Origin of the sequence: Ensifer sp. ENS10, assembly GCF_014852025.1 — a bacterium.
Taxonomy (GTDB): domain Bacteria; phylum Pseudomonadota; class Alphaproteobacteria; order Rhizobiales; family Rhizobiaceae; genus Ensifer.
This window is the reverse complement of record NZ_JACVAS010000002.1, coordinates 725,167-749,405: the sequence shown is the minus strand read 5'-3', so window position 1 is coordinate 749,405 and position 24,239 is coordinate 725,167. Positions and strand designations below refer to the sequence as shown.

19 protein-coding genes are annotated in these 24,239 nt (G+C 63.3%); 9 read left to right on the top strand and 10 right to left on the bottom strand.

Annotation, left to right across the window (positions count from 1 at the left end):
• Positions 1–85: 85 nt before the first annotated feature.
• The 3 genes from IB265_RS10645 to IB265_RS10635 all read left to right on the top strand — a co-directional run bounded on the left by IB265_RS10645 (position 86) and on the right by IB265_RS10635 (position 2,084).
• Complete coding sequence (locus IB265_RS10645) at positions 86–754, top strand: phosphoribosyltransferase (protein ID WP_112994804.1); 669 nt, start codon at positions 86–88, stop codon at positions 752–754.
• A gap of 164 nt (positions 755–918) precedes the next feature.
• The gene (locus IB265_RS10640) at positions 919–1,557 is read left to right on the top strand and encodes a cysteine hydrolase family protein (protein ID WP_113134002.1); all 639 of its coding nucleotides are present in this window, start codon (positions 919–921) and stop codon (positions 1,555–1,557) included.
• 65 nt (positions 1,558–1,622) lie between these two features.
• Positions 1,623–2,084 (top strand): GNAT family N-acetyltransferase, encoded by a 462-nt coding sequence (locus tag IB265_RS10635; RefSeq protein ID WP_112994805.1) that lies wholly within the window; start codon positions 1,623–1,625, stop codon positions 2,082–2,084.
• A gap of 84 nt (positions 2,085–2,168) precedes the next feature.
• Here IB265_RS10635 and IB265_RS10630 read toward each other — a convergent pair whose 3' ends face one another.
• From IB265_RS10630 to IB265_RS10615, 4 genes are all read right to left on the bottom strand, one after another.
• The gene (locus IB265_RS10630) at positions 2,169–3,419 is read right to left on the bottom strand and encodes an adenylate/guanylate cyclase domain-containing protein (RefSeq protein WP_058321265.1); all 1,251 of its coding nucleotides are present in this window, start codon (positions 3,417–3,419) and stop codon (positions 2,169–2,171) included.
• A gap of 156 nt (positions 3,420–3,575) precedes the next feature.
• Complete coding sequence (locus IB265_RS10625; protein WP_192494821.1) at positions 3,576–6,041, bottom strand: ATP-dependent helicase; 2,466 nt, start codon at positions 6,039–6,041, stop codon at positions 3,576–3,578.
• A gap of 188 nt (positions 6,042–6,229) precedes the next feature.
• Positions 6,230–6,637, bottom strand: a complete 408-nt coding sequence (locus IB265_RS10620; RefSeq protein WP_112994808.1) for a carboxymuconolactone decarboxylase family protein — start codon at positions 6,635–6,637, stop codon at positions 6,230–6,232.
• A gap of 60 nt (positions 6,638–6,697) precedes the next feature.
• Entirely contained in the window at positions 6,698–7,519 is an 822-nt protein-coding gene (locus IB265_RS10615; RefSeq protein WP_113132884.1) for a cyclase family protein, read from the bottom strand.
• A 318-nt stretch (positions 7,520–7,837) separates the two neighbouring features.
• Between IB265_RS10615 and IB265_RS10610 the strand changes: the two genes are divergently transcribed.
• The gene (locus IB265_RS10610) at positions 7,838–9,022 is read left to right on the top strand and encodes an efflux RND transporter periplasmic adaptor subunit (RefSeq protein WP_112994809.1); all 1,185 of its coding nucleotides are present in this window, start codon (positions 7,838–7,840) and stop codon (positions 9,020–9,022) included.
• Positions 9,019–12,156, top strand: a complete 3,138-nt coding sequence (locus tag IB265_RS10605; protein WP_057253545.1) for an efflux RND transporter permease subunit — start codon at positions 9,019–9,021, stop codon at positions 12,154–12,156. Before IB265_RS10610 ends, IB265_RS10605 begins: the two co-directional genes overlap by 4 nt.
• A gap of 26 nt (positions 12,157–12,182) precedes the next feature.
• On the opposite strand, the gene IB265_RS10600 is transcribed toward IB265_RS10605, so the two are convergent.
• On the bottom strand, positions 12,183–12,617 hold the full coding sequence (locus IB265_RS10600) for a DUF1772 domain-containing protein (protein WP_057253547.1): 435 nt from the start codon (positions 12,615–12,617) through the stop codon (positions 12,183–12,185).
• A 324-nt stretch (positions 12,618–12,941) separates the two neighbouring features.
• Here IB265_RS10600 and IB265_RS10595 point away from each other — a divergent pair, with 324 nt between their 5' ends.
• Both IB265_RS10595 and IB265_RS10590 read left to right on the top strand, forming a co-directional pair.
• Positions 12,942–14,348, top strand: coding sequence for an FAD-binding oxidoreductase (locus IB265_RS10595; protein ID WP_192494773.1), 1,407 nt, complete (start codon positions 12,942–12,944; stop codon positions 14,346–14,348).
• Between the two features lie 243 nt (positions 14,349–14,591).
• Positions 14,592–18,329 (top strand): AsmA-like C-terminal region-containing protein, encoded by a 3,738-nt coding sequence (locus IB265_RS10590; protein WP_244495709.1) that lies wholly within the window; start codon positions 14,592–14,594, stop codon positions 18,327–18,329.
• A 223-nt stretch (positions 18,330–18,552) separates the two neighbouring features.
• Here IB265_RS10590 and IB265_RS10585 read toward each other — a convergent pair whose 3' ends face one another.
• The gene (locus tag IB265_RS10585) at positions 18,553–19,134 is read right to left on the bottom strand and encodes a cation transporter (RefSeq protein ID WP_057253552.1); all 582 of its coding nucleotides are present in this window, start codon (positions 19,132–19,134) and stop codon (positions 18,553–18,555) included.
• Positions 19,135–19,236: 102 nt separating this feature from the next.
• On the opposite strand from IB265_RS10585, the gene IB265_RS10580 reads away from it, so the two are divergent.
• Complete coding sequence (locus IB265_RS10580) at positions 19,237–20,049, top strand: sulfite exporter TauE/SafE family protein (protein ID WP_082616029.1); 813 nt, start codon at positions 19,237–19,239, stop codon at positions 20,047–20,049.
• A gap of 287 nt (positions 20,050–20,336) precedes the next feature.
• A complete protein-coding gene (locus IB265_RS10575) occupies positions 20,337–21,671 on the top strand; it encodes a TadE/TadG family type IV pilus assembly protein (RefSeq protein WP_057253554.1) in 1,335 nt (444 codons plus the stop codon).
• 114 nt (positions 21,672–21,785) lie between these two features.
• Here IB265_RS10575 and IB265_RS10570 read toward each other — a convergent pair whose 3' ends face one another.
• The 4 genes from IB265_RS10570 to IB265_RS10555 form a co-directional block, all read right to left on the bottom strand.
• Entirely contained in the window at positions 21,786–22,574 is a 789-nt protein-coding gene (locus IB265_RS10570) for a hypothetical protein (RefSeq protein WP_057253556.1), read from the bottom strand.
• 288 nt (positions 22,575–22,862) lie between these two features.
• Positions 22,863–23,099, bottom strand: a complete 237-nt coding sequence (locus IB265_RS10565) for a ribbon-helix-helix domain-containing protein (protein ID WP_057253558.1) — start codon at positions 23,097–23,099, stop codon at positions 22,863–22,865.
• Positions 23,100–23,292: 193 nt separating this feature from the next.
• Positions 23,293–23,505: a DUF4169 family protein gene (locus tag IB265_RS10560; protein ID WP_057253560.1), complete on the bottom strand. Its 213-nt coding sequence runs from the start codon at positions 23,503–23,505 to the stop codon at positions 23,293–23,295.
• Between the two features lie 124 nt (positions 23,506–23,629).
• Entirely contained in the window at positions 23,630–24,142 is a 513-nt protein-coding gene (locus IB265_RS10555) for an SspB family protein (RefSeq protein WP_057253562.1), read from the bottom strand.
• Positions 24,143–24,239 lie beyond the last annotated feature (97 nt).

Here is a 24,239-nt window from a genome sequence, read left to right as displayed (position 1 = left end):
ATTCCGCGCCTGCGGGCCAAATTCCTCCTCGTCAACTGGATGGGGATCCGACCCGCGGTGACGGTGGAAACCTGGGAGAGATGAGGTGTTTACGGGAACATGGCTCTTCGAAGACAGGGCGGATGCCGGACGGCAGCTCGCCGAGACGATCGCGGGCGAGACGCTGATCGATCCGCTGCTGGTGGCGCTGCCGCGCGGCGGCGTGCCGGTTGCCTATGAGATCGCGGTTCGCATCGGCGCGCCGCTCGACATCCTGATCGTGCGCAAGATCGGCGCACCGGGGCACGCGGAATTCGGGCTCGGCGCGCTGGTCGACGGCGAGGAGCCTGAATTGGTTCTCAATCGCCAGGCGATCCGGCTTGTGCGTCCGGCAAAGGGCTATCTGGAGGCGGAAACCCAACGCCAGCATGCCGAAATCCTGCGGCGCCGTATCCTTTACTTCGGCGATCGCACGCCAATCTCACCCAGGGATCGCGACGTGATCCTCGTCGACGACGGAATTGCCACCGGCGGGACCGTGCGCGCGGCGATCAGGGCGTTGCGGCGGGCAAGCCCACGCCGCCTGATCCTTGCGGTTCCGGTGGCGCCGAAAAGCGAAATCGCCGAGCTGCGCAGCTCCGTCGACCTCGTCATCTGCCTCGCCACCCCCTTTGCCTTCCGCGCCGTCGGCCTGCACTACCGCGACTTCGAGCAGACGAGCGATGAGGAAGTGATCGCGTTGATGAAGAAGGCACGGCGGGAAGACGAGAGTTGAATGCGTCGACGCTGGCGCCTCGGTTGCCGTGAACGCCGAAACCCGTCCGAATAGTTGCATGAAGCGCGCTCACCCGTATTGCAACGGCAGGCCTCACGCGCCACATTCCCGGCGCGTGATGTTGGCGGAGTGGGCGCCGGAGGAGGCGACCCCGAGGAGAGATTATGGCCGCGAAGCTGGAAATTGGAAAGACGCTCGAGGATTTCTGTCGTCCGGAGCGCATGGCGCTGGTCGTCTACGACATGCAGGTGGGTATCACCAGGCAGATGAAGAATGGCGCCGAGATTACCGGCCAGGTGCTGAAGGTGCTGGATGCAGCGCGGGCAGGCGGCTTTCCGGTGATCTTCCTTCGGCACCTCTCAATGCCGAAGCCGCTGATGGGCGCCTTCCAGATGCGCCAGGCGATGGCGTGGCAGCGGACGGACGATCCGGATGCGGTGCATCCCTGGTTCCTGCGCGGCACGCCGGGCTTCGAGCTCGTGCCGGAGCTTGCGCCCCGCGAGGACGAGGCGATCCTCGACAAGATCACGTTCTCCGCCTTCGAGGGCACGCCGCTTGCCATGATCCTGCGTGATCTCGGGCTCACCTCCTTTGCGATTTGCGGCATCGCCACCGAAATCGGCATCGACCCGACCGTGCGCCACGCCACCGACCTTGGTCTCGTGCCGGTGGTGGTGCGCGACGCTTGCGGTGCAGGGCATCATGAGGCCGGCGAACGCTCGATGGAAAACATCGTCTTCATGGGCGATGCGATCATGACCGACGTTCAGGCGATCACGGCGGCGATGACCAAGGGGCGATGACCAGAGGGTAGGGCGGCAGTGCCGCTGCCGCCGCCTGTTCTATTCAACCCACTACGGAACCGGCAATGACCGAAAACCTCCGCATCCGCCCGATAACCAGAGCTGACTATGAGCAATGGCTGCCGCTCTGGGATGGCTACAACGCCTTTTACGGCCGATCCGGCGAAACCGCGCTCGACCCCGCGATCACTGCGATGACCTGGTCGCGCTTCTTCGATGCCTATGCGCCTGTTCATGCGCTGGTGGCCGAGAGCGAGGGGCGGCTGATTGGGCTCACCCATTACCTCTTTCACCGCAGCACGACGGCGATCCAGCCGAATTGTTATCTGCAGGACCTCTTCACCAACACGCAGGCACGCGGAAAGGGCGTCGGGCGGGCACTGATCGAGGGCGTCTACGAGGCGGCGCGGGCGGCCGGCTCGCCACGGGTCTATTGGCAGACGCACGAGACCAACGAGACGGCGATGGCGCTCTACGACAAGGTGGCGGAGAAGTCGGGATTTATCGTCTATCGCAAGATGGTTTGAGGCGCTTACGGCGCGTCGCGATCTTTTCGCACGACGTTATCGCAAAACTGCTGCGCACGGCGCGGCAAAGCGGTGTGCGGCACCTCACATATCCGCCTTTGCGAGGTTGCCGACTTCGTTTGTACCGGCGCTCGGCAACTGCATGGTCCAGATTTCGGTCAAGCCGAAGCCCTTGATGTCTTCATGGCCCGAGCATTCGAATTGGAAGTGCTCGTTCAGGCGCCGCCTGATCTCCGCGGTCGTCGTGATGCAGCCGGGCTTGCCGATCGCTTCCAGGCGCGCGGCGAGGTTCACCGGCGCCCCCCAGACGTCGTAGGCGTATTTCGTTCGCCCAAGCACGCCGGCCGTCACCGATCCCGACGCCATGCCGGCGCGAAGCCTCAGCACGACATCGTAGCGTTCGCCGATCTCGCGGGCAGCGGCGATGGCGCCGAAGCCGAACGCGGCGGCCGCCTTCTCGGGGGCGGGGTGTCGGGCGGGCACGCCGGCCACCGCAAGATAGGCATCGCCAATGGTCTTGATCTTCTCAACACCGACCGCCGCCGCCAGCCGATCGAATTCGCTGAAGAGTTCGTTGAGCAGGCTCACGGTCCTTTCCGGTCCCAGGCTGTTTGACAGGCTCACGAACTGGACGATGTCGGTCAGGACCACGGTCGCGTGCTCGAATTCGTTGATGATCGTTTCCCGCTCATTCCTCAGCAGGCGCGCCACGATCTCGTCCGGCATGATCGACGCCATGAGGCGGGCCAGCCGCCCTTGTGCTTCTCTCGCCAAGTGGAAGGCATAGTAGATCGTGGCGAAGCACATGAGGGTGAGGGTGACGATCGATGAGGAATAGATGAGCTGCAGGAAGCCGCTGGCGTCATAGACGCCTGACCGCGCCTCCGGGAACGCGATGGATGCCGCGATGACCGTGATCGTGGCCGTGGCGCTCAAGACCGCCACCAGGGCGACGTTCTGGAACCCAAGGATCGCGAAGGCGACCGGCGTTGCGCCGAGCAGCGTCAAAAGCACGCCGGAGTCTCTGCCGACATAGGAGGCGATCCACACGAGGATCACGACGCAGATCCCGAATTCCCAAAGCCCTGATGCCACGCGCCCGAACCGATGAAAGAGGGGCGTCAGCGCGGCGGCCGCCGCCAGAGCGAGATTGGCATAGACGAGCGGGACCAGACTTGGTTCGCCGTGGAGTGCGTAGATGAGAGCAAAGCCCGTGGTGGTGACGACGATCACGCACGCCGCGACATTCGCAACGAGAATGCCTTCGCGGTCATCCTCGGCAGCATTTGAAGCGCCTACCTCCAGCAGGCCGCGAACAGCGCTCGTCCAGGACATGTCTCCATCCACTTCGCGTCGAGGGAGATCGGTGCAAGGTTTCGTTCAAACGCGAGAATTGTGCCTGCAATTATTAGTACACTTCGCCGGTCGACGCCATGAGATCGCCGGTTGCGCGGTCACCGGGGAATGCACGTGAGGAGGGCTCTGACCTCCTCACACCTTCTCGACAAACCCATCCAGCACGCGCTTCTGGCCGGCGCGGTCGAAATCGATGGTGAGCTTGTTGCCTTCGATCGCAGCGATGTTGCCGTTGCCGAACTTCATGTGGAAGACGCGGTCGCCGACCGAGAAGCGTGAAGGTTCCGTGGCCGTGGATTTCGCCACCAGCTCGCCGTCGATCGTGCGGCCGCGCGGGCCGCTTTCGCCGTAGCCGATGCGCTCGACCGCGTGGCCGGAGCGGGTGCCCCAGTTGTCGCGGGTGGCGTCCGAGCGGTGCTGCTGGGCGCGCTTCCAGCCGGGGGTGGAGTAGGTGTTCTGGAAGGGATCGGCCTTGTCGAAGCGTGACTGGCCGTAACCGCCGCGGCCATAGCCGCCATAGGATTGCTCGCTCTCGGCCACGTCGACATGGGCGAGCGGCAGCTCTTCGAGGAAGCGCGAGGGCAGCGTCGATTGCCAAAGGCCGTGGATGCGACGGTTGGAGACGAACCAAATGTGGCAGCGGTGCTTGGCACGGGTGATGCCGACATAGGCAAGGCGCCGTTCTTCTTCCAGGCCGGAGCGGCCGCCTTCGTCGAGCGCTCGCTGGTGCGGGAAGAGGCCTTCCTCCCAGCCGGGCAGGAACACCGTGTCGAACTCCAGCCCCTTGGCCGAGTGCAGCGTCATGATCGACACGGCGTCGAGGTTTTCGTTCTGCTCGGCATCCATGACGAGGGCGACGTGTTCGAGGAAGCCACGCAGGCTCTCGAAGGCTTCCATCGAGCGGATGAGTTCCTTGAGGTTTTCCAGCCGTCCGGGGGCCTCGGCCGACTTGTCGTTCTGCCACATGGCGGTATAGCCGCTCTCGTCGAGGATCTGCTCGGCAAGCTCGGTGTGCACGGTGGTTTCCAGCAGGCTCTGCCAGCGGCGGAAATCGGTGACGACGTCGAAGAGGGCTTTCCGCGCCCTCGGCTTCAACTCGTCGGTCTCGATGATGTCACTGGCGGCAGCCAGCATCGGGATATCGCGAGCGCGGGCATAGTCGTGCAGGGTGCGCACGGTGGTGTCACCGAGGCCACGCTTCGGCGTGTTGACGATGCGCTCGAAGGCGAGGTCGTCGGCCGGCTGGCAGACGAGGCGGAAATAGGCCATCGCATCGCGGATTTCGAGGCGCTCGTAGAAGCGCGGGCCGCCGATGACGCGGTAGTTGAGGCCAAGCGTGACGAAGCGGTCTTCGAACTCGCGCATCTGGAACGATGCGCGCACCAGGATCGCCATGTCGTTGAGCTTGTGGCTCTTGCGCTGCAGCTGTTCGATTTCCTCGCCGACGGCGCGGGCCTCCTCTTCGGAATCCCAGGCGGCGTGCACCTGCACCTTCTCATCATCCGGATCGGTGCGGTCGGTAAAGAGCGTCTTGCCGAGACGGCCCTCATTGTGGGCGATCAGGTGGCCGGCGGCACCGAGGATGTGCTCGGTCGAGCGATAGTTGCGCTCGAGCTTGATGACCTTGGCGCCCGGGAAATCCTTCTCGAAGCGCAGGATGTTGTCCACTTCCGCGCCGCGCCAACCATAGATCGACTGGTCGTCGTCGCCGACGCAGCAGACATTCTGCGGAACGCCCTTCGGCCGCTGGGCCAAGAGCCGCAGCCACATGTACTGCGCCGTGTTGGTATCCTGGTACTCGTCGACGAGGATGTAGCGGAACTTGTCGTGATAATCCTTCAGCACGTCCGCATGGTTACGGAAAATGCGGATCGGGTGCAGGAGCAGATCGCCGAAGTCGCAGGCGTTCAGTGTCAGCAGCCGGTTCTGGTAGGCGGCGTAGAGTTCGCGGCCCTTGCCGTTGGCAAAGGCGCGGGCGTCACCCTCAGGGATCTGCGCGGGATCGAGGCCCTTGTTCTTCCAGCCGTCGATCATGCCGGCGAACTGCTTGGCCGGCCAGCGCTTGTCGTCGATGCCTTCGGCCTGGATGAGCTGCTTGATCAGCCGCACCACGTCATCGGTGTCGAGAATTGTGAAATCGGAGCGCAGGCCGACAAGCTCGGCGTGGCGGCGGAGCAGCTTGACGCCGATCGAGTGGAAGGTGCCGAGCCAGGGCATGCCTTCGACCGCATGGCCGACGAGCACGCCGATGCGCTCCTTCATCTCGCGCGCCGCCTTGTTGGTGAAGGTCACCGCAAGGATTTGCGAAGGGAAGGCGCGGTTGGTCGAAAGGATGTGGGCGATGCGGGTCGTCAGCACGCGGGTCTTGCCGGTGCCGGCACCGGCAAGCACGAGCACGGGACCGTCAAGCGTTTCGACCGCCTCGGCCTGTTCCGGGTTGAGGCCGGAGAGATAATCCGGGCGCGGCTGGGCGCGATCGCGCGCAGCCATGGCGCGCGCGGCAATACCGCCGGCGGCGGGGATACCTCCGGGGGCTGGCGGCTGCTTGCGCGGCGCCGGCTCCTCGTCGAAGAAAGGAATGTCGTCGAAACCAGTCATCATGCGGCTCAATGTAGTGATTCGGTGGGGAAAGGCCAGAAAGGATGTTCTTCTTTTATTCCGTTTTCTGCGCCAGCCGCACCAAGCCTGTGGAAAGACAGGCGATTTCGAGACCGCTTATTCTTGGTCGCACGTTTTGATTTGTCGCATGTCGTATCGCAAAACCGCTGCGCACTTTTGCTCGGTATGCTTTATCCCGCCGTCTTATCAAAGACGGTATCGACCGGGACCTGCAGCGCCGTCGCAAGCTGGTTGGTGCGGGCGGCGAGCGAGATCACCCGCAAGAGGTCCGCGTGCTCGGCATCGCTCAGGCCCTTCGCCCTTGCCGCGGCCGTATGGGAATGGGCGCAGTAGCCGCAGCCATTGCTGACGGAAACGGCGATATAGAGCATCTCCTTCACCAGCGGATCGAGCGCAGAAGGCGTTGCCATCACCGCCTTGACGTCGCGCCAGGTCTGCTCCAGCAGATCCGGGTCGAAGGCGAGCCACAGCCACATATTGTTGATGAAATCGGATTTGCGCGTGGCGCGGATATCGTCGAACACGGCTTTGACGCGCGGATCGGTTTCCGGGTTCTTCGGCGGAGTAACGGTGCTCATGGTCTTCCCTGCATGGCGTTGCCGGCGGCGGCCTTGCGCCGCCGGATTGAAGAGTATGGATCAAACAAGGGCGAAGACGCGCGCCGGGCCGCCGGTGCCGCCGCGATGCTTCGGCGCGCCGAGAATGAGCGTCGCACCCTTGGCCGGCAGCTTGTCGAGATTGGCGGCAGCCTCCAGCCCCCAGCGGCCCGCGGGCAGCCAGGCATAATGCGTGGCGAAATCCGGTGAGGGGCCATGGTCGAGCGACAGCGTGTCGACGGCAATGCCGGCGGCCTTGCTCTCCTCGATGAGATACTTCGCCGCCTCGGCGTGAAAGCCGGGGAAGTGCAACTTGCCGCCGCCATCGGCATTGCGGAATTTCTCCGTGCCCATATGCGCGCCCCAGCCCGAAAGCATGGCGACGCAGGCGTTTTCCGGGATCTCGCCATTGGCGGCGACCCAGGCCTTGAGGTCGTCGGGCGTCACCTGCGCATCGGCGTCGGCCGTTGCCTTCTCGCGGATATCGACGATGCAGAGCGGCACGACGAGCTTTTCCACCGGCAGCTCGGCGACCGACAGGCCATCGGCGGAGAAGTGCAGGGGCGCATCGACATGGGTGCCGGTGTGTTCGTTTATGCGCAGTTCGAACAGATTGAACTTTTCTTTGGCGTAGCTGAACTTTTGCTCGCGGAAGAACTGCTGCTGGCCGAAGAAGGTCGGGAAATCCTCGTGCAGTTCGTGGGTCAAGTCCGTGACGCTACTATGTCCCTGAGCCAATGCCGGGGGTGCTGCACCGACGCTCGCGGCGGCGAGGCTGGCGGTTCCAACTGCAGCGGCTTTGAAGAAGCTGCGGCGCGACAGCATGCGCGCCTTCACCGTTTCCATCACACAGGCATCGCACATCGTTCTTGCTCTCCTTCAAGAAACTTGAAAACCAGACGGCGAAACCGCTCGAAAAAGCGGCCGGCGGTTGCAGGATAGCGCGGCCGACGCCGCTGTAAATGCCGGCCTATGCAGCAAGGTGCGGTTCACGCTGAAAGCTGCGCTGGAATTGCTCTGCACGTCATCATGCCGCCACCAAATTCGCTTTTATTACAATTGCGTAATGATGGCATTCCGTCATTGCCCCGACGCGCGCGAACGGGGATACTCCGCCCAATCGGAACGAACCGCCGGCCGCGCCGCGCTGGGGCGTGTTTTATGCTTAATCTGGAGACTTGAATGCGGGTTTGGAAACAGCTTGCGGTGAGCGCCGCTGTGCTTCTCGTGGGCGCAACCGTCTGGCTGCGGTTCGTACCCGGCGCAGGTGAGACGCTCGCCGCCATCGGCGTTTCGCACCCGCTGATCGATGCCCTGTCCAAGCCCGGCGCCGGTGGCGGTGAGGGTGGCGAGCGCGGCAATGGCCGCGGCCAGGGTGGCAACAATGCCATCCTCGTCATGGTCCGGCCTTCGGCGACCGCTGTCGTCAACGACCGGCTGAACGCGATCGGCAACGGCGAAGCGATCCACTCGGTCACCGTGACGCCGACGGCAACCGGCAACCTCACCGAAATTCTCGTCCGCTCCGGCGAAAAGGTGGCCCAGGGCCAGGTGATCGCCAAGCTCGACAGCGACGACCAGAAGATCGCCGCCGACCAGGCGCGGCTGAACCGCGACAGCGCCCGCGAAAAGGTCGAGCGCTACCGCAATCTCAGCAACGCACGCGCTATGACCGCCGTCGAAGTGCGCGACGCCGAAATCGCCATGCAGACAGCGGAGCTGGCGCTGAAGACTGCCGAACTCGACCTCAAGCGCCGCGATATCGTCGCACCGTCCAAGGGTGTGGTCGGCATCATCACCGTCAATGTCGGCGACTATGTCACGACCACGACGCCGATCGCCGTTGTCGACGACCGCTCGGAAATCCTCGTCGATTTCTGGGTACCGGAGCGCTTCGCCAACAAGATCACCGTCGGCCAGCCGGTCACCGCCTTTGCGATCGCCCAGCCGGGCAGCCAGCTCGATGGCGCAATCCACGCGATCGACAACCGCCTCGATCAGGCAAGCCGCACGCTGCGTGTGCGCGCACGGCTCGAAAACCCTGACGACATGCTGAGGGCGGGCATGTCCTTTTCCGTTACCGTCGCGTTTGACGGCGACACCTATCCGACGGTCGATCCGCTGGCGATCCAGTGGAGCTCGGAAGGCTCCTACATCTGGCGCGTTGCCGGCGATAAGAGCGAAAAGGTGCCGGTGAAGATCATCCAGCGCAATCCGGACAAGGTGCTTGTCGACGCGGCCCTTAACGAAGGCGACGAGATCGTGACCGAAGGCGTGCAGCGCCTGCGCGACGGCGGCGAAGTGCGCATCGCCGGTCGCGAGCGCAAGCAAGAACCTGCGCAGAAGGTCGCGGAGGAAACCAAGTGAGCGGCGGCGAAGCGCACAGCAAGACGTCCGCCCGCGAGCGCGGCAAGACCGGCTTTACCGCACTCTTCATCCGCCGGCCGATTTTCGCGCTGGTGGTCAACACGCTGATCGTCGTTGCCGGTCTTGCCGCCTGGAACGGCATCGAGATCCGCGAGCTGCCGCAGGTCGACCAGCCTGTCATCTCGGTGACCACCACGCTCGATGGCGCCGCCCCCGAGACGATGGACCGCGAGGTGACCTCGGTCGTCGAAGGTGCGGTCTCACGCGTGCAGGGCATCCGCGACATCTCGTCGACCTCGTCCTTCGGCCGCAGCCGCGTGACGCTGCAGTTCTCCGACACCACCGATATCGGCCAGGCCTCCAACGACATCCGCGACGCGCTCGGCCGGGTGCGCAACCAGCTGCCCGACAATGTCGACGAGCCGAGCATCGTGAAAGCCGATGCCGATAGCCAGCCGATCATGCGGCTGGCGCTCACCTCCGACACCATGTCGATGGAAGACATGACGCTGCTCGTCGAAAACGAGATCAGCGACCGGCTGGCTGCCGTCGAAGGCGTGGCCGACGTCGCCGTCTATGGCGACCAGGAGAAGATCTTCCGCATCGACCTCGACCAGGCAAAGCTCGCCGGGCGCGGGGTGACGGTCGCAAACCTCAGGACCGCGCTCGCCAACGCCTCCTATGACGTGCCGGCCGGCAAGCTGACCAGCGCCAGCCAGGACATCTCGGTGCGCGCCACGGCCGACCTGCAGACGCCGGAGCAGTTTGAAAACCTGATCCTCGTCAACAATGTGCGCCTGCGTGACGTGGCCACCGTGACGCTCGGTCCCGATACCGGCACGACGGCGCTGCGCTCCAACGGCCGCCAGGGCATTGGCCTCGGGATCGTGCGCCAGGCGCAGTCCAACACCGTCGATATTTCCGAGGGCGTGCGCAAGGTCGTCGATACGATCCAGACGCAGATCCTGCCCGAGGGCACGCAGCTCAGGATCACCAGCGACGATGCCGTCTTCATCAACGGCGCCATCCATGAGGTCGAGATCGCGCTGATCGTCGCCGTCTTCATCGTAACGCTGGTCATCTACATGTTCCTGCTCGACTGGCGGGCGACGCTGATCCCGACGATCAGCATGCCGATCGCGCTGATCGGCACGGTGGCGGCGATCTATCTCGCCGGCTTTTCCATCAACATCCTGACGCTGCTGGCGATCGTGCTTGCGACCGGCCTCGTCGTCGACGATGCCATCGTGGTGCTCGAAAACATCGTGCGGCGGCGCGCCGAGGGGCTTGGGCCACGGGCGGCCGCCGTGCACGGCACGCTCGAAGTGTTCTTCGCGGTGCTGGCAACGACGGCGACACTTGCTGCCGTCTTCGTGCCGCTGTCGTTCCTGCCGGGGCAGACCGGCGGTCTGTTCCGCGAGTTCGGCTTCGTGCTCGCCTTCTCGATCCTGCTTTCCTCCTTCGTGTCGCTGACGCTCTGCCCGATGCTGGCCTCGCGCATGCTGACGAAGGAGCAGCATACGGTGCCGGGGCCGATGGCGCGGTTCGGCGCGCGGGCGGCCGGTTTTTATCGGGTGACACTTCGCGCCTGCCTCAACTCGCCGCTGATCGTCTTCGCCGTTGCCGCTTTCTTCACGGTGATGGGGGCCGCCGGCTTCCTGACGCTGAAATCGGAGCTGACACCGACAGAAGACCGCTCGCAGGTGATGATGCGCATCAACGCGCCGCAGGGTGTCTCGCTCGATTATGCCCAGGCGCAGATGCGCCGCATCGAGGACGGGCTGCAGCCGCTCGTCAAATCCGGCGAGATCGACAACATCTTCTCGATCTCGGGGCAGGGCGGCTCGGTCAACAGCGGCTTCATGGTGTTGACGCTCGCTTCCTGGGAGAAGCGCGACCGCAGCCAGCAGGAGATCGTCGCCGAGATCAACAGGGTGACGGCGCGCATTCCATCGGTCCGCGTCTTTGCGATGCAGCCCAACAGTCTCGGCATTCGCGGCGCCGGCAGCGGCCTGCAGGTGGCGCTTGTCGGCAACGACTACAACAAGCTCGGCGATGCGGCGGCGAAGCTGGTGCGCCAGATGGAAGACACCGGCCGCTTCGAGAACGTCCGGCTCAACTACGAGGCCAACCAGGCGCAGCTTTCGATCACCATCGACCGCGAGCGCGCCTCCGACATGGGTGTCGATATTGGCGGCCTTGCCTGGGCGCTGCAGGCGATGCTCGACGGCAACAGCGTCGTCGATGTCTATGTCGACGGCGAATCCTACCCGGTGAAGCTGCTCTCCTCCACCAATCCGGTCAACGACCCGACCGATCTGCAGAACATCTTCCTGAAGGCCGGCGACGGCAAGATCGTGCCGATGTCGACCATCGCCAGCGTCGAGGAGATGGCGGTGGCGCCGCAGCTCTCGCGGGAATCGCAGCTTCGCGCCGTCTCGCTCTCCGCGGGCCTCAAGTCGGACCTTGCGCTTGGCGAAGCGCTGACCATGGTCGAGCAGATGGCCGAGCCGCTGCTGCCGCCGGGTTCGCGCATCATGCCGCTCGCCGAAGCCGCGACGCTCAACGAAAACGCCAATGGCCTCTTCGTCACCTTCGGCTTTGCGCTCGTCATCATCTTCCTGGTGCTGGCCGCCCAGTTCGAAAGCTTCGTCAGCGGGCTCATCATCATGTCGACGGTGCCGCTCGGCCTTGCCTGCGCGGTCTTCGCGATGATCATGACCGGCAATACGCTCAACATCTACAGCCAGATCGGTCTGGTCATGCTCGTCGGCATCATGGCGAAGAACGGCATCCTGATCGTCGAATTCGCCAACCAGTTGCGCGATCGCGGCCAGGACGTGCGCTCGGCGATCGAGAACGCGGCCAATATCCGCCTGCGCCCTGTGATGATGACGATGATCGCCACCATCGTCGGCGCGGTGCCGCTGGTGCTGGCAAGCGGCGCGGGTGCGGAAGCACGCATCGCGCTCGGCTGGGTGCTGGTCGGCGGTCTCGGGCTGGCGGTGATCGTCACGCTCTACCTGACGCCGGTCGCCTACCTCGTCATTGCCCGCTTCACCAAGCCGCATGCGGACGAGGAGCGCAAGCTGCACGAAGAGATGGATGCAGCGGCGGCGCTGGAGGCGCATTGAGCCGGTAACTGGCGGACATTCCTACGCTACATTTCGAGCCAGGCGGCAATGAGAAAGATCGTTGCCGCCAGCCCGCCGAGTGCGGTTCGCCCGGCATGGAGCCTGCCCCAGCGCTTGAGCAGGCTGCGGCTTTCTTCGCCAGTTTCCTCCGGCCGCGTTGCCTCCAGCTTGCGATTGACCGGCATGACGAAGAGCAGCGTATAGGGCCAGTTCAGGATGATGATGGCGGCACCCATGCCCCAGAGCACATGGCCAGTCCTTCCCCAGGCGGCAGCGCCGAGCAGGCCCGAGATGAGGGCGAGCGTCGCCTGCATTTCGAAAGCGCGGCGGTAGGAAGGAACCCACTGCGCCAGTGCGGCGCGATCGTCGAGATGGAGCCTTGCCGGCTGTTCGGCCAGATTGATGTAGATGGCGGCGCCGAAAAAGATCGACGCGGTGAGCAAAGCGGTGAGACCCAGCATTGCCTCTCTCCCTTCACGCCAACATGATAATCCAATGCCCGCAATTGAGTAGGTGTTTTCTGCGGCTTTTGCCCTCATACGTGGCATTGCCGAAAGGATCTTCAGTGGTTCGCCCGCCGTCAGATGACGCATCGAGATGGCGCGACGCAGCCTCTTGTGACAGTCCGGTCTCACGTCAGGCGTTTTCCTGCGCTACGTTCCCCAAGAAGTGCGCGAGCGTCTGGACAAAGTGATTCCGATTTGCACAGTAGCGCCTTGAAATGACTGCGCTTCCCGGGCATCTGCAAAGGGGATGCCGCAGATGCAAGAGGAAGGACGTTTTCCGTGGCATTGAAGGCGATCAGAGCTGGCGTGAGAAACGAGGCCGGCATCACGGCGGCGAAGGAAGAACTGGGCATCCGCTTCGGCGACCGGTTCCAGACGGGCGAGGCGATCCGCGCCCAGCACGCCCACACCACCACCTACATTCCGGCGCAGCTTCCCGATGCGGTGGTGTTTGCCGAAAGCGCCGAAGACGTTCGTGAGATCGTTCAGATCGCGGCCCGGCACAAGGTGCCGCTGATCCCCTTCGGTACCGGCTCCTCGCTCGAAGGCCATGTCAATGCGCCGCACGGGGGCATCTCGGTCGATCTTCAGCGTATGAACCGGGTGCTGGAGGTCAATGCCGAGGATCTCGACTGCCGGGTGGAGCCGGGCATTACCCGCGAAGAGCTCAACACCTATCTGCGCGACACCGGTCTCTTCTTCCCGATCGATCCCGGTGCCAATGCCTCGATCGGCGGAATGGCCTCGACGCGGGCTTCGGGCACCAATGCGGTGCGCTACGGCACGATGAAGGAAAATGTGCTGGCGCTGACGGTGGTGACGGCTGAGGGGCGCGAGATCCGCACCGCGCACCGGGCCCGCAAGTCTTCGGCCGGTTACGATCTGACGCGGCTTTTCGTCGGCGCGGAAGGCACGCTCGGCATCATCACCTCGATCACGCTGAGGCTGCAGGGCATCCCGGAGGTCATTTCCGGCGGCGTCTGCCCGTTCCCGACGATCGAAGACGCCTGCAACGCGGTGATCCTCACCATCCAGTCGGGCATTCCGGTGGCGCGCATCGAGCTTCTCGATGCGCTGCAGATGAAGGCCTGCAATGGCTATTCCGGCCTTTCCTATGCCGAAACGCCGACGCTCTTCGTCGAATTTCACGGCAGCGCCGAGAGTGTCGAGCTGCAATCGCGCCAGTTTGGCGAAATCGCTTCGGAGTTCGGTTCGTCAGGCTTCCAGTGGACGACCAATCCGGAAGAGCGAGCGCGGCTCTGGAAAGCGCGGCACAATGCCTATTGGGCGCAGAAAAGCCTGATCCCGGGTGCGGCAATCCTGTCGACAGACGTCTGCGTGCCGATCTCGCGGCTGGCCGATTGCGTCGTCGCTACCCAGGAGGACAGCGCCGCCCACGGGCTGACGGCGCCGATCGTCGGGCATGCAGGTGACGGGAACTTCCATGTCGGCCTGCTGTTCGACGACAAGGACGCAGCCGACGTGGCGCGGGCCGAGGCTTTTGTAGAGCGGCTGAACGCCCGGGCGCTTGCAATGGATGGAACCTGTACCGGCGAACACGGCATCGGCCAGGGAAAGATGCCGTTTCTCGAAGCCGAGCTTGGTGACGCGCTGGACCTGATGCGGCAGGTCAAGCGTTCGCTCGATCCGGACAATATCTTCAACCCAGGCAAGATCTTCGCCTGAGGCGGAACCCCGCGCGGGGGCGTCTGGTTTTGGCCCAATTTTTCGGGCAATGCGCCGGCGCCAAAGTGTGGTACTGCATAGTTCCGAAGTCGGAATCGACCTTGACCGAATTATGCGGCAAATCAGAGCGTCAGGGCGCGAGCCTCTGGCGGTCAAGTGATGCGCGGCGCGCAACGCGCCGATGAATTGAATGGGAATGTAGGCACGGTGCTTTCGCGAATTCTGCTTGCCGTCGGTGGACTTGTGGTCGTTGCGCTCTTCGCGGCGCTGATCGCTCCGTGGTTCATTGACTGGACGGATTTTCGCAAGGAGTTCGAGCGCGAGGCGAGCCGCATCATGGGCAAGCCGGTCGTCGTACATGGCAGCGTCGATGCGCGGCTGATCCCGTTCCCGACCGTGACGCTGAACGACGTGCGCGTCGGCGCCAGCGAAGACGGTGAGCCACTGATCCGGGTGGCGCAGTTTTCCATGAGCGCGGAACTGGCGCCTTTCTTAAGCGGCGAGGCGCTGATCTTCGACATGCGGCTCGACCGGCCGAAGGCCAAGGTAAGGCTGTTGCCGGATGGTACGCTCGACTGGGCGCGCGGTCGCCGCACCTCGATCCCGGCTAAGACCGTCGTGCTCGAAAACGTCGAGATCACCAATGGCCAGATCGAATTTGTCGACGAGCAGACCGGCCGAACCCGTCGCGTGAGCGGGCTTGCTGCCGATGTTTCCGCCCGCTCGCTTACCGGTCCCTGGAAAGTGGAGGGGCGTGCGGCGCTCGACGGCGAAGTGGGCAGCTTCTCCTTTACCAGCAACGAGGTGGACGCAGCGGGGGCGCTCAGCCTCAAGGCAAGGGTGACGCCCGACAAGCGCCCCTTCGGCGTCGAGACCGATGGCGCGCTGAAGATCGTCGATTTCAAGCCCGTTTACAGCGGCCGCTTCACCCTGACGGAAAACCGGCAGGGCGAGGAGAAGGATGACGCGCGGGCGCCGTTGCGCATCAACGGTGATTTCCAGCTTACCAACGAGAGCATCCGCGTTCCGGATTATCGCTTCGAGGTCGGTTCGACGGATGATCCCTATGTGGTCACCGGCGAGGCGACGCTCGATACCGGCAAGGACCAAAAGTTCCTGCTGATCGCCGACGGCCAGCAGATCGACGTCAGCCGCATCGGTCCCAGCCGCAATGCCAAGACCGGCCGCGACCCGGCGATCTCCATGCGCCAGCGACTGGAGGCGATGCTCGCTATTGCTGCCGAGATTCCCATTCCGCAGGTGCCAGGCCGGGCCAGCCTGAAGCTGCCGGCGATCGTCGTCGGCGACACGACGGTGCGCGACGTGCGCATCGACGTCCAGCCCGATGGCGCCGGCTGGGTGATCGACAATGTCGTGGCCCTCTTGCCGGGGCGCACGCAACTCGAAGCGAAGGGGCGGCTGAACCTTAAGGGACAGCGCAGCTTCCGCGGCGACCTGCTGCTCGCCTCCAACCAGCCCTCTGGTCTTGCGAACTGGCTGGCGGGCTCGGTCGACCCGGCGATCCGCAAGCTGAAGACCGCCGGCTTTTCGGCCAAGGTGAACCTGACCGATACGCTGCAGCAGTTCGAAAACCTCGAATTGGCCGCAGGTGAGGCGAGCCTGAAGGGCCGGCTCGAACGGCAGTCCTTTGCCGAGCAGCAGCCGAACCTCTCGCTGCAGCTCAAGGGCAACCGCATCGATTTCGAGGCGCTTCAGGCGCTGACTGGACTGGTGGCGGGCGATGCCTCCACGCAGACGCTGCTTCAGCATGCGATCGCCGCCGACCTCTCGGCCGACGAGTTCTCCGCCTTCGGTGAAGAAGCCAAGGACGTGCAGGCGGTGTTGACGCTGAAGAACGGCCAGCTTCAGGCCGAACGCTTGGCGATCGGCGCGCTCGCCGGCGCTCAGCTGGCTTTCTCCGGTCGGGCTAGCGGCGATCTGGACAAGCCCGTCGTCTCGGCCAAGATGAAACTTGCCGCCAAGAACCTGACGCCATTCCTGGAAATGATCGGCCGGCACGCGGTCAACCATCCGGCGCTGCGGCAGCTGATCAAGGCCGGACCCTATTATAGCGACGCGGCTTTCGACGTGACGCTGACGGCCGGCAACAAGGAAGGCAATGCGCCGGCGACCTTCGGCATCTTCGGCACGGCGAACGGCACCAAGATTGCGGCCAGCTACCAGGCGCCGGATATGGTGCAGGCGCTGACCGGCAAGGCGATGCTGCTCGAAGCGACGCTTGAAAACCCTGAAACCCGCCTGCTTCTCGGGCAGACCGGTTTTGATCCCTTGCCCTTCGATGCGGACGCCAACGGCATCCTCTCGGTCAAGCTGCAAAGCACCGAAGGGTCGAAGGCCAACGGCACGGTGACCTTCACCACCGAGAAGTCGTCGCTGGCAGCCAAGGGCAATGTCGATCTTTCCCGCGACCACTTCCTCGAAGGCCAGGCAAAAGTCACGCTCCAGACCCGGGACGTCGAGCCCTATCTGCTGCTGCAGGGGGTCGCGCTGCCGCAGATGGGGAGCGGCCTGCCACTGACGATCTCGGCCGATGTCGCCGCAAGCCCGGAGGCGATCGCGCTGACGGCGGTCGAGGGCAAGGCAGACAACAACGCCTTTACCGGCACCTTGACCGTGGACCGCAAATCGCCGGGCGCCGCCACCGGCCAGCTCACCGTCGATACGCTCGATCTTGCCTGGCTGGGCGAGGGCATCCTGGGCGCGGTCGAGGATGCGAACGGCGCGTTCTCGAAGAGCGCCCTGGCGCAGCCGGCCTGGACCGGCCTCAACGTCGCGCTCGACGTGCAGGCAGGAAAATTCTGGCCGGGCGTCTATGGCGCGATCACGAGCTTTGCCGGCAAGATGGAGTGGAAGGGCGACGAGCTTTCCCTGACCGATGCCACCGGCGACTGGCTGGGTGGCAAGCTTGCCGGGCGGGTGCAGGTCGGGAACGCCAACGGCTCCGGGTTCCTGCGCTCGCGCCTGGACGTCAAGGGCGGTGACCTGACCCAGGCGGGCTGGACCCATGCCGGCGCACCGGTGGCGACCGGGACATTCGATCTTTCCGTCGCGCTGGAAGCATCCGGCGCAACACCGGAGGCGATGGCCCATGCGGCAAGCGGTTCCGGCACCGCGACCTTCAACGGCATGACGCTGAACGGCATCAACAGTGCGGCTTTGCCGCAGTTGATTGCTGCCGCGGATGGCCAAAAGAGGCAGATTTCGGCGGACAGCATCCGCAGCGCGGCGGAAGCGGCCGTGTTCTCCGGCCAATCGGTGGTCGGCGTCGTCAAGGCTCCCTTCAGCGTCGCCGGCGGCGTGCTGAGGGTGCAGAACGTTACGGCTGGCGATGGCAGTGCCGCCTTCATGGGCGCAGCGGCGCTTGACCTTGCGGCCGGCCGGATCGATGGCGGCATCGACCTGACCTTCCGGCCCGGCGAGGAAGCGCTTGCCGGTACCGAACCACGCGTGCGGATCGGCTATGCCGGCCTGCTGGAGGCGCCGGGCGTCAGCCTCGACGTGGCCGATCTGGCCAATTTCCTGTCGCTGCGCGCCTTCGAACGCGAGCGCCGCCGGGTCGAGATCCTGCAGGCGAACGTGCTGGAGAAGCAGCGGCTGCGCCGCGAAGTGGCGCTTTACAAGGCGAAGGTGGAAGGACGCGAACTCGAACGGCGACGTGCCATTGCCGACGAGCGCCGGCGTGCTGCCGGGGCTGCGGAAGCGGCCCGCGTCAAGGCTGAAGTGGAAGCGCGCGCCGAGGCCGAGCGCAAGGCCGAAGCGGAGCGCAGGGCCGAAGCCGAACGGCAGGCCGAAGCTGTGCGCCGGGCACAACAGGGGCCATCGCGCGTGCGCGGTGCCGGCCAGGAACAGCAGCCGATCCCGCCGCAGAGCGGCTCCGACGATGTCCAGGGCGGCAGTACCGGGCGGGCACCCGGCCAGAAGCTGGACTTCGACGTGCTGCCCGACGTCACGGTGCAATAACCAGCGCTCGAATCTGAAACGATAGGCCCGCCTCCTGAGGTGGTTTTCCGTGCGTTGCGCCCGTGCAGGTCCGGCGGGCCTTGCAGGCCTATCGAGAGCCACAAGAGGCTCCAGATGAACTAAAGCGCGTCGCGATCTTTCAAATTCGCTCCTTGCGCTTTAAGTTCTTGATATTTCGCATGTCGTTATCGCAAAACCGCTCCGCACTTTTGCGCGACAGGCTTTAGACCGCGACGTCGTGTTCCTCGCGCGCAGCTTCCCAGACTTCCCGCGCGGCATCCAGGTTCATCAGTGCAATCCCCAGGCCAACGATCAAATCCGGCCAAGCTGATTGCCACAGGTAAGCTGTCGCCAGACCCGCGCCGATGATCGCGACATTGGCGAAAGCATCGTTGCGGGCAGACAGGAACGCAGCCCGTGTGAGGCTGCCGCTCGTATGACGGTAAGCGACAAGAAGGTACGCGCAGAACAGGTTGGTCAGGAGAGCGCCAAAGCCAGCCAGGGACAGGGCAAAGGGCTCAGGCGGGATTGGATCCATGAACTTCGCCCACGCCGTCCATAAAAAAGCCAGCGCAGGGACAAGCAGAATGAATGCCATTGCCATGCCGACCCGAGCGCGGCTCCGCGCCGTCCATGCCAGCGCAAAGAAAATCAGAAGGCTCACGGACGCATCTTCGAGAAAGTCAACGCTGTCGGCCAGGAGGGACACCGAGCCGATGGCCAACGCAACGACGAATTCAACCGCAAAGTAGCCCAGGTTCAACAAGGCGACGAAGAACACGACGCGACGGAGATTGTTATCCACTGAAGGGTTCCTTCGCTGACGAGATAGACCATCGGCAATTTGACACACTTGCTGGCATCAGATTGCTATCCATAGCGTTGCGTTTCGACATATCTATCGTTCATGGAAAATTCTGCACATACGTCCCCGGCTGCCCGCAATACGCCGGCTGCATTTTTTGGAGGCGCAACTATCGGCGCACTCGGTGGCTTGATCGGCCTTGGGGGCGCCGAGTTCCGATTGCCGCTGCTCATTGGGATGTTCAACTTTGCCGCTCTGGAAGCCGTCATCCTCAACAAGGCGATGAGCCTGGTCGTCGTTGCGACGGCGCTTCCGTTTCGAACGGCAACTGTCCCGTTTGGCGCGATCACGGAAAATTGGGGCATTGTGGCCAACCTGCTCGCTGGCAGCCTAATGGGCGCATGGTACGGGGCGGGATGGGCCACACGTCTCAAATCCGAAACCCTCTACAAGGTCATCGCCGCTTTGCTCGTTGCGATCGCGGTCGTTCTGGTCATGGGGCATGACGCGACGACGACGGGGCAGCCAGCCTTGGCTGGATCCGCACAGCTCATCGCAGGTGTGGTGGCCGGCTTCGCCATTGGAATTGTCGCGTCGCTCCTTGGTGTGGCGGGTGGCGAGTTGCTTATTCCTACGCTGGTGCTCCTATTTGGTGCGGACATTAAACTTGCCGGTAGTCTCTCACTCGCCGTGAGCCTGCCGACGATGCTTGTCGGGTTTACCCGCTACAGTCGCGATCAAAGCTTCGCCGTTCTTGGAAAGAACAAGCGCTTTCTGCTGGTCATGGCGTCGGGCTCAGTTCTGGGTACATTCATTGGCGGATTGCTCTTAGGCGTCGTGCCCAATGCGGTCCTGCTGCCTGTGCTCGCCGTGATTATGGTGATCTCTGCCGTGAAGGTCTGGCGACATACCTAGGCAGACTTGCCACGTTTCTGCAGATGCGCTCGTCGCCGGATAGTGGCAATGCTCCATTTTCCGCTGGGGATTACCTCCGCGCAGTACCGATTTCGACAAAGTTTAACAATTTCTGAAGTCATTTCTCCACGATTGATAACTAAATTAGCAATCTGTTTTGGAGCGCAGGGAGGGGCGCGGCCAGCTGGCCGCATCTAGCTCCAACTCATTGGAATCGATGACGCCTTTTTGCTTTGGGGCCACCTGGCTCTGAAGTCGTCGTGATCTGCCGAGGGGGCAACAAACAGATGCCAAGCGATCTGAAGAACAAGCTCGTCCGCTTCCTTAAGGACGAAAACGGCAACTTTGCCGTCATGACTGCTCTGGTGATGCTACCGTTGTTCACGGGTGCTTCCATCGCCATCAATCTCGCCCGCATCAATCTCGAATCCGCCAAGATGCAGGCCGCGCTCGATGCGGCCGCCTTTTCCGCGGTCAAGTCCTATGGCGAAGGGGAGGATGAAGCCAAAGCGAAAGATCTGGCGAACACCACCTTCTTCGCCAATTTCGGTGTGCCGGAGATCGTCGACGAAATCGGATCGGGGAGTTCGACGCCGGTGGCGACCCAGGCGATCAAGGTTGTTTTCGGCGCTCTTGGCGTCGAAAGCACGGCGACGACCACCTATGCGCTCAAATACGCTCCGCTGTTCTGGGGCCTTCAACCCTATACGATCACTCGCGAAAGTGTCGCCGCGCGCATGCCGGGTAGGGAAGCGTGCATTCTGGCACTGCACCCGACCGCATCCCGGGCGTTCGAAGTGAGCGGCAGTGCCACTGTCGATACGTCGGGCTGTACAATCACGTCGGATTCGAGCGATGCGCAGTCGATCTATCTCAGCGGTTCGGCCACGCTGAAGGCCGAATGTCTTTATGCAACGGGCAAGGTCTCGGCGACGCTTGCCCATCTCGAACTCGCCTGCGGCAAGGCAGTGGAAGATGTTCCGCCAATCCCGGACCCCTTCTGGTCCAAGAAAATGCCGACGACGGGAAGCTGGGTGAACCTATCCGGATGTGGACAGAACTTCGTGGCCGGCGGTGGCGGCAATGGCGACTGCAACGGCACGAGCAAGACGCCGAACAACGCGCCTGCCGGCTATACCGTCGAACTGAAGCCCGGCACCTATGGCGGCTTGGAGATCAAGGGCAAGGTTCTTTTGCGGCCGGGCTCCTACATCATCGATGGAGGCACCTTGAAACTCGCCAGCCAGTCGGTGCTCACGGGTGAGGGCATCACCTTCTTCCTGCTGAACGGTGCCCAACTCGATATTCACGGCGGCGCGACCTTCAACGTCACGCCATTCCTGACGGGTGACTGGGCAGGCTTCTCGATCGTTGCCGCCAGGAACAATACGGCGACGGCGACGATCAACGGCAACAGCGCCTCGTCGCTTGCGGGCATCATCTACATGCCGGCCTCGCGTGAGATCCAGTATGCTGGCAATGGCTCCACTGGCGGCGAATGCGTGCGCATCGTCGCGCAGGAGATCACCATGATCGGCAACAGCAGCTTCAAGCTGGATTGCAAGGCGGCGCTTGCGAACAACACCATCAACAATCCGGGTGCAATTCGCCTGGTCAGATAGTCTGCGTGCGACGTCTGCTACGGCGGTCGGGAGACGCGCGGACAAACGTGACGGTTGGGTCACCACCTCTTAAACCCGGTTGCATGGCAACCGGGTTCTTTCCCATGCGAATGCTCAGAAGCGTATGGAAACGCCGAGGATCGGGCCCTGCTGCACCGTATCGAAGATGAAGCCGTCGTTGTCGTAATCGACGCCGACCGCACGATAGCCGGCGACAGCCGAGATGGTGTCGCTGAAGCGGTAGCCGAGGCCGAGCCCTACATCCCAATCGATATCGGCGCCGCCAGCACCGACGATCCCCCAGCCGGTCAGGTAGATTTCCGGCGTCATGTAGTAGGCTCCCCGCAAGCCCACCATGCCGTCGACCCAGGTTTCGCCGTCTTCACGGCTGACGCCGTCGAGCGGCCCGCCCTGGAAGGAGATGGTGGTATCGACCGACCAGACCTTGGCGCCGCCGACAACGTCAAGGTGCGATTGCTGATCCTCGAACACCGTATAGCCGACGGCGAAGAGGCCGGCGAAGGTTTCGGACTTCACGTCCACCGTGTCGGTGAAGATGCCACGCGCCTTACCGTCGCCGGAAAGCTTGGAATAGATCAAGTCGGAGAAGATGCTGAAGCGGTCCTTGCGGGCTTCAATTATGCCCATGGCCGCAAAATCCAGATTGTCCCAGATGTCGCCGAAGTCAGAGTCGATATGGACGGTGGGAAGACCGAATTGCGCCGTGTCGCCGGAAATGCCTGCGATCCAGAAATAGGGGGCGACGGTAAACTGCCAGCCGCTCTCGGTTTCTTCCACCGGCGCCGTCGGCGCCATCAGCGGCGTGATATCGGCCGCATTGGCCGAAAGGCAGGACACCAAGCTCAAGCAGGCCGTAAGGCCGATACGCGTAGAGATTCTCATGATACGCCTCCCGCAGTGGTGGCGACTCAGACTTGCCACCCTCGATACGCACATCTTTATATAAGTTGCTGCGAAAACAACCGAATTCGGCGGCGAACGGGAGCGGATGCGGGCAAAACCGGTGCTGCTGTTGCAAGCGCCACACAGTGGCGAACTGCATGTCTCCTTGAATCGACCTCGATTTAAGGACAAAGACATGCAGCAAATCAAAGTGCTACAGCGCCGCGCGTCTGATAAGACGCGCGGCGCTGTAGGTGATTTCTTGTTGTTGGCGCAATGGGTTGCGCGTCAGTTCGCGTCAGGCGACGGCAGCGCAAGTTTCGATTTCAGCCATTCCAGCACGTAGACCCGTAGCGCCGAGGAAAGGTTGCTATCGGGCGTGCGCTGGTCGTCGATTTCGGCGATGAGTTGCGCGAGCGGCATCGCCCTTGTCTCGGCGATCGCCTTCAGTTCCTGCCAGAACGCGTCTTCGAGCGAGAAGCTGGTGCGGTGGCCGTGCAGGGTCGCGGAGTGCTTACGGATCATTGTCCGGTCTCTGGATCAAAATGACTTTGGGGCGGATCGCCCCGTAAACGGGATCGATTGTAATAAGTTGGAGCGTGCTGCGGCGGAAAGTTGCCGCACGCGGGCTGCGGGATCGATTCAACTGCTTGGCAATTCGATTCGAAAAGCGGTCGCAAGTCCTTGCTCCGGAAGCCTTTTCTTCGGGAAGGGCGGCTCAGTCCTTGCTGTCGCCGCCTTCGTCCTTGGCCGGCCGCTCGATGCGGCCCTGGTCAAGGCGGGTCTCCGCCTTGTCGTTCAGCGCCTTTGTCAGGGATTTTTCAGCCTTGGTGCGGCCGAAGGAGATGCGGTTCTGTTCGGCCTGTTTTTCCTTTTCCGTGCGCTGCTGGCGCTTGCGGAACTGGCGCAGATTGACGACGTCGCCGGTCATGATCCGATGCTCCTTCAGCGCTGCGCGTCCTCAACGCGCAAAGGCCGCTGTAGCACTTCGCGTGGCTGCATGATCCTGGCCGCCCAATCGGCTGCGACTGGAGGCGGCTTGCAGCCGGTGGTGATCAGTTCTTCTTGCGGAAGGAATCGAGCGAAACGACGGAGCCGCCGCCGTTCTTCGGTTCGGTAGGCTTGTCTTCCTTGGCCGTGGCTTCGCCGTTTTCTTCCGGGACCGGATAGGCGGTGATTTCGGCCGATTCCACTTCCTCTTCCTCGCCGGCGGCGACATCGAACTCCAGCTCGAAATTGACCGAGGGGTCGTAGAAGCCGCGGATGGCGTTGAACGGGATCACCAGGCGTTCCGGCGTGTCGGAGAAGGAAAGCCCGATCTCGAAGCCGACGTCAGTGACCTTCAGTTCCCAGAACTGGTGCTGGACGACGATGGTCATCTGCTCGGGATACTTCGCCTTGAGGTGCTGCGAGATGCGCACGCCCGGCGCGCCGGTCAGGAAGGTGATGAAGAAGTGGTGTTCGCCGGGCAGATGGCCTGTCGTGGCGACTTCGGTCAGGACCTTGCGGATGACGCTGCGGAGCGCGTCCTGTGCCAGAATGTCGTAGCGGATGTGGTCCTGGCCCATGAGTGTCCCGTCTTTCCTCGAACTCAATCTTACTGCTTGCTGCCGGCTAGCCGCCGTCACGCTTCATTGCCCATCCACAAGGGACGAGTCAATTATT

Excerpts from the sequence above, each read along its gene's own strand:
- IB265_RS10640 (WP_113134002.1), top strand. The coding sequence starts at position 919 with ATGGCCGCGAAGCTGGAAATTGGAAAGACGCTCGAGGATTTCTGTCGT.
- IB265_RS10635 (WP_112994805.1), top strand. The coding sequence starts at position 1,623 with ATGACCGAAAACCTCCGCATCCGCCCGATAACCAGAGCTGACTATGAG.
- IB265_RS10630 (WP_058321265.1), bottom strand. The coding sequence starts at position 3,419 with ATGTCCTGGACGAGCGCTGTTCGCGGCCTGCTGGAGGTAGGCGCTTCA.
- IB265_RS10625 (WP_192494821.1), bottom strand. The coding sequence starts at position 6,041 with ATGATGACTGGTTTCGACGACATTCCTTTCTTCGACGAGGAGCCGGCG.
- IB265_RS10620 (WP_112994808.1), bottom strand. The coding sequence starts at position 6,637 with ATGAGCACCGTTACTCCGCCGAAGAACCCGGAAACCGATCCGCGCGTC.
- IB265_RS10615 (WP_113132884.1), bottom strand. The coding sequence starts at position 7,519 with ATGTGCGATGCCTGTGTGATGGAAACGGTGAAGGCGCGCATGCTGTCG.
- IB265_RS10610 (WP_112994809.1), top strand. The coding sequence starts at position 7,838 with ATGCGGGTTTGGAAACAGCTTGCGGTGAGCGCCGCTGTGCTTCTCGTG.
- IB265_RS10600 (WP_057253547.1), bottom strand. The coding sequence starts at position 12,617 with ATGCTGGGTCTCACCGCTTTGCTCACCGCGTCGATCTTTTTCGGCGCC.
- IB265_RS10580 (WP_082616029.1), top strand. The coding sequence starts at position 19,237 with ATGGAAAATTCTGCACATACGTCCCCGGCTGCCCGCAATACGCCGGCT.
- IB265_RS10575 (WP_057253554.1), top strand. The coding sequence starts at position 20,337 with ATGCCAAGCGATCTGAAGAACAAGCTCGTCCGCTTCCTTAAGGACGAA.
- IB265_RS10570 (WP_057253556.1), bottom strand. The coding sequence starts at position 22,574 with ATGAGAATCTCTACGCGTATCGGCCTTACGGCCTGCTTGAGCTTGGTG.
- IB265_RS10565 (WP_057253558.1), bottom strand. The coding sequence starts at position 23,099 with ATGATCCGTAAGCACTCCGCGACCCTGCACGGCCACCGCACCAGCTTC.
- IB265_RS10560 (WP_057253560.1), bottom strand. The coding sequence starts at position 23,505 with ATGACCGGCGACGTCGTCAATCTGCGCCAGTTCCGCAAGCGCCAGCAG.
- IB265_RS10555 (WP_057253562.1), bottom strand. The coding sequence starts at position 24,142 with ATGGGCCAGGACCACATCCGCTACGACATTCTGGCACAGGACGCGCTC.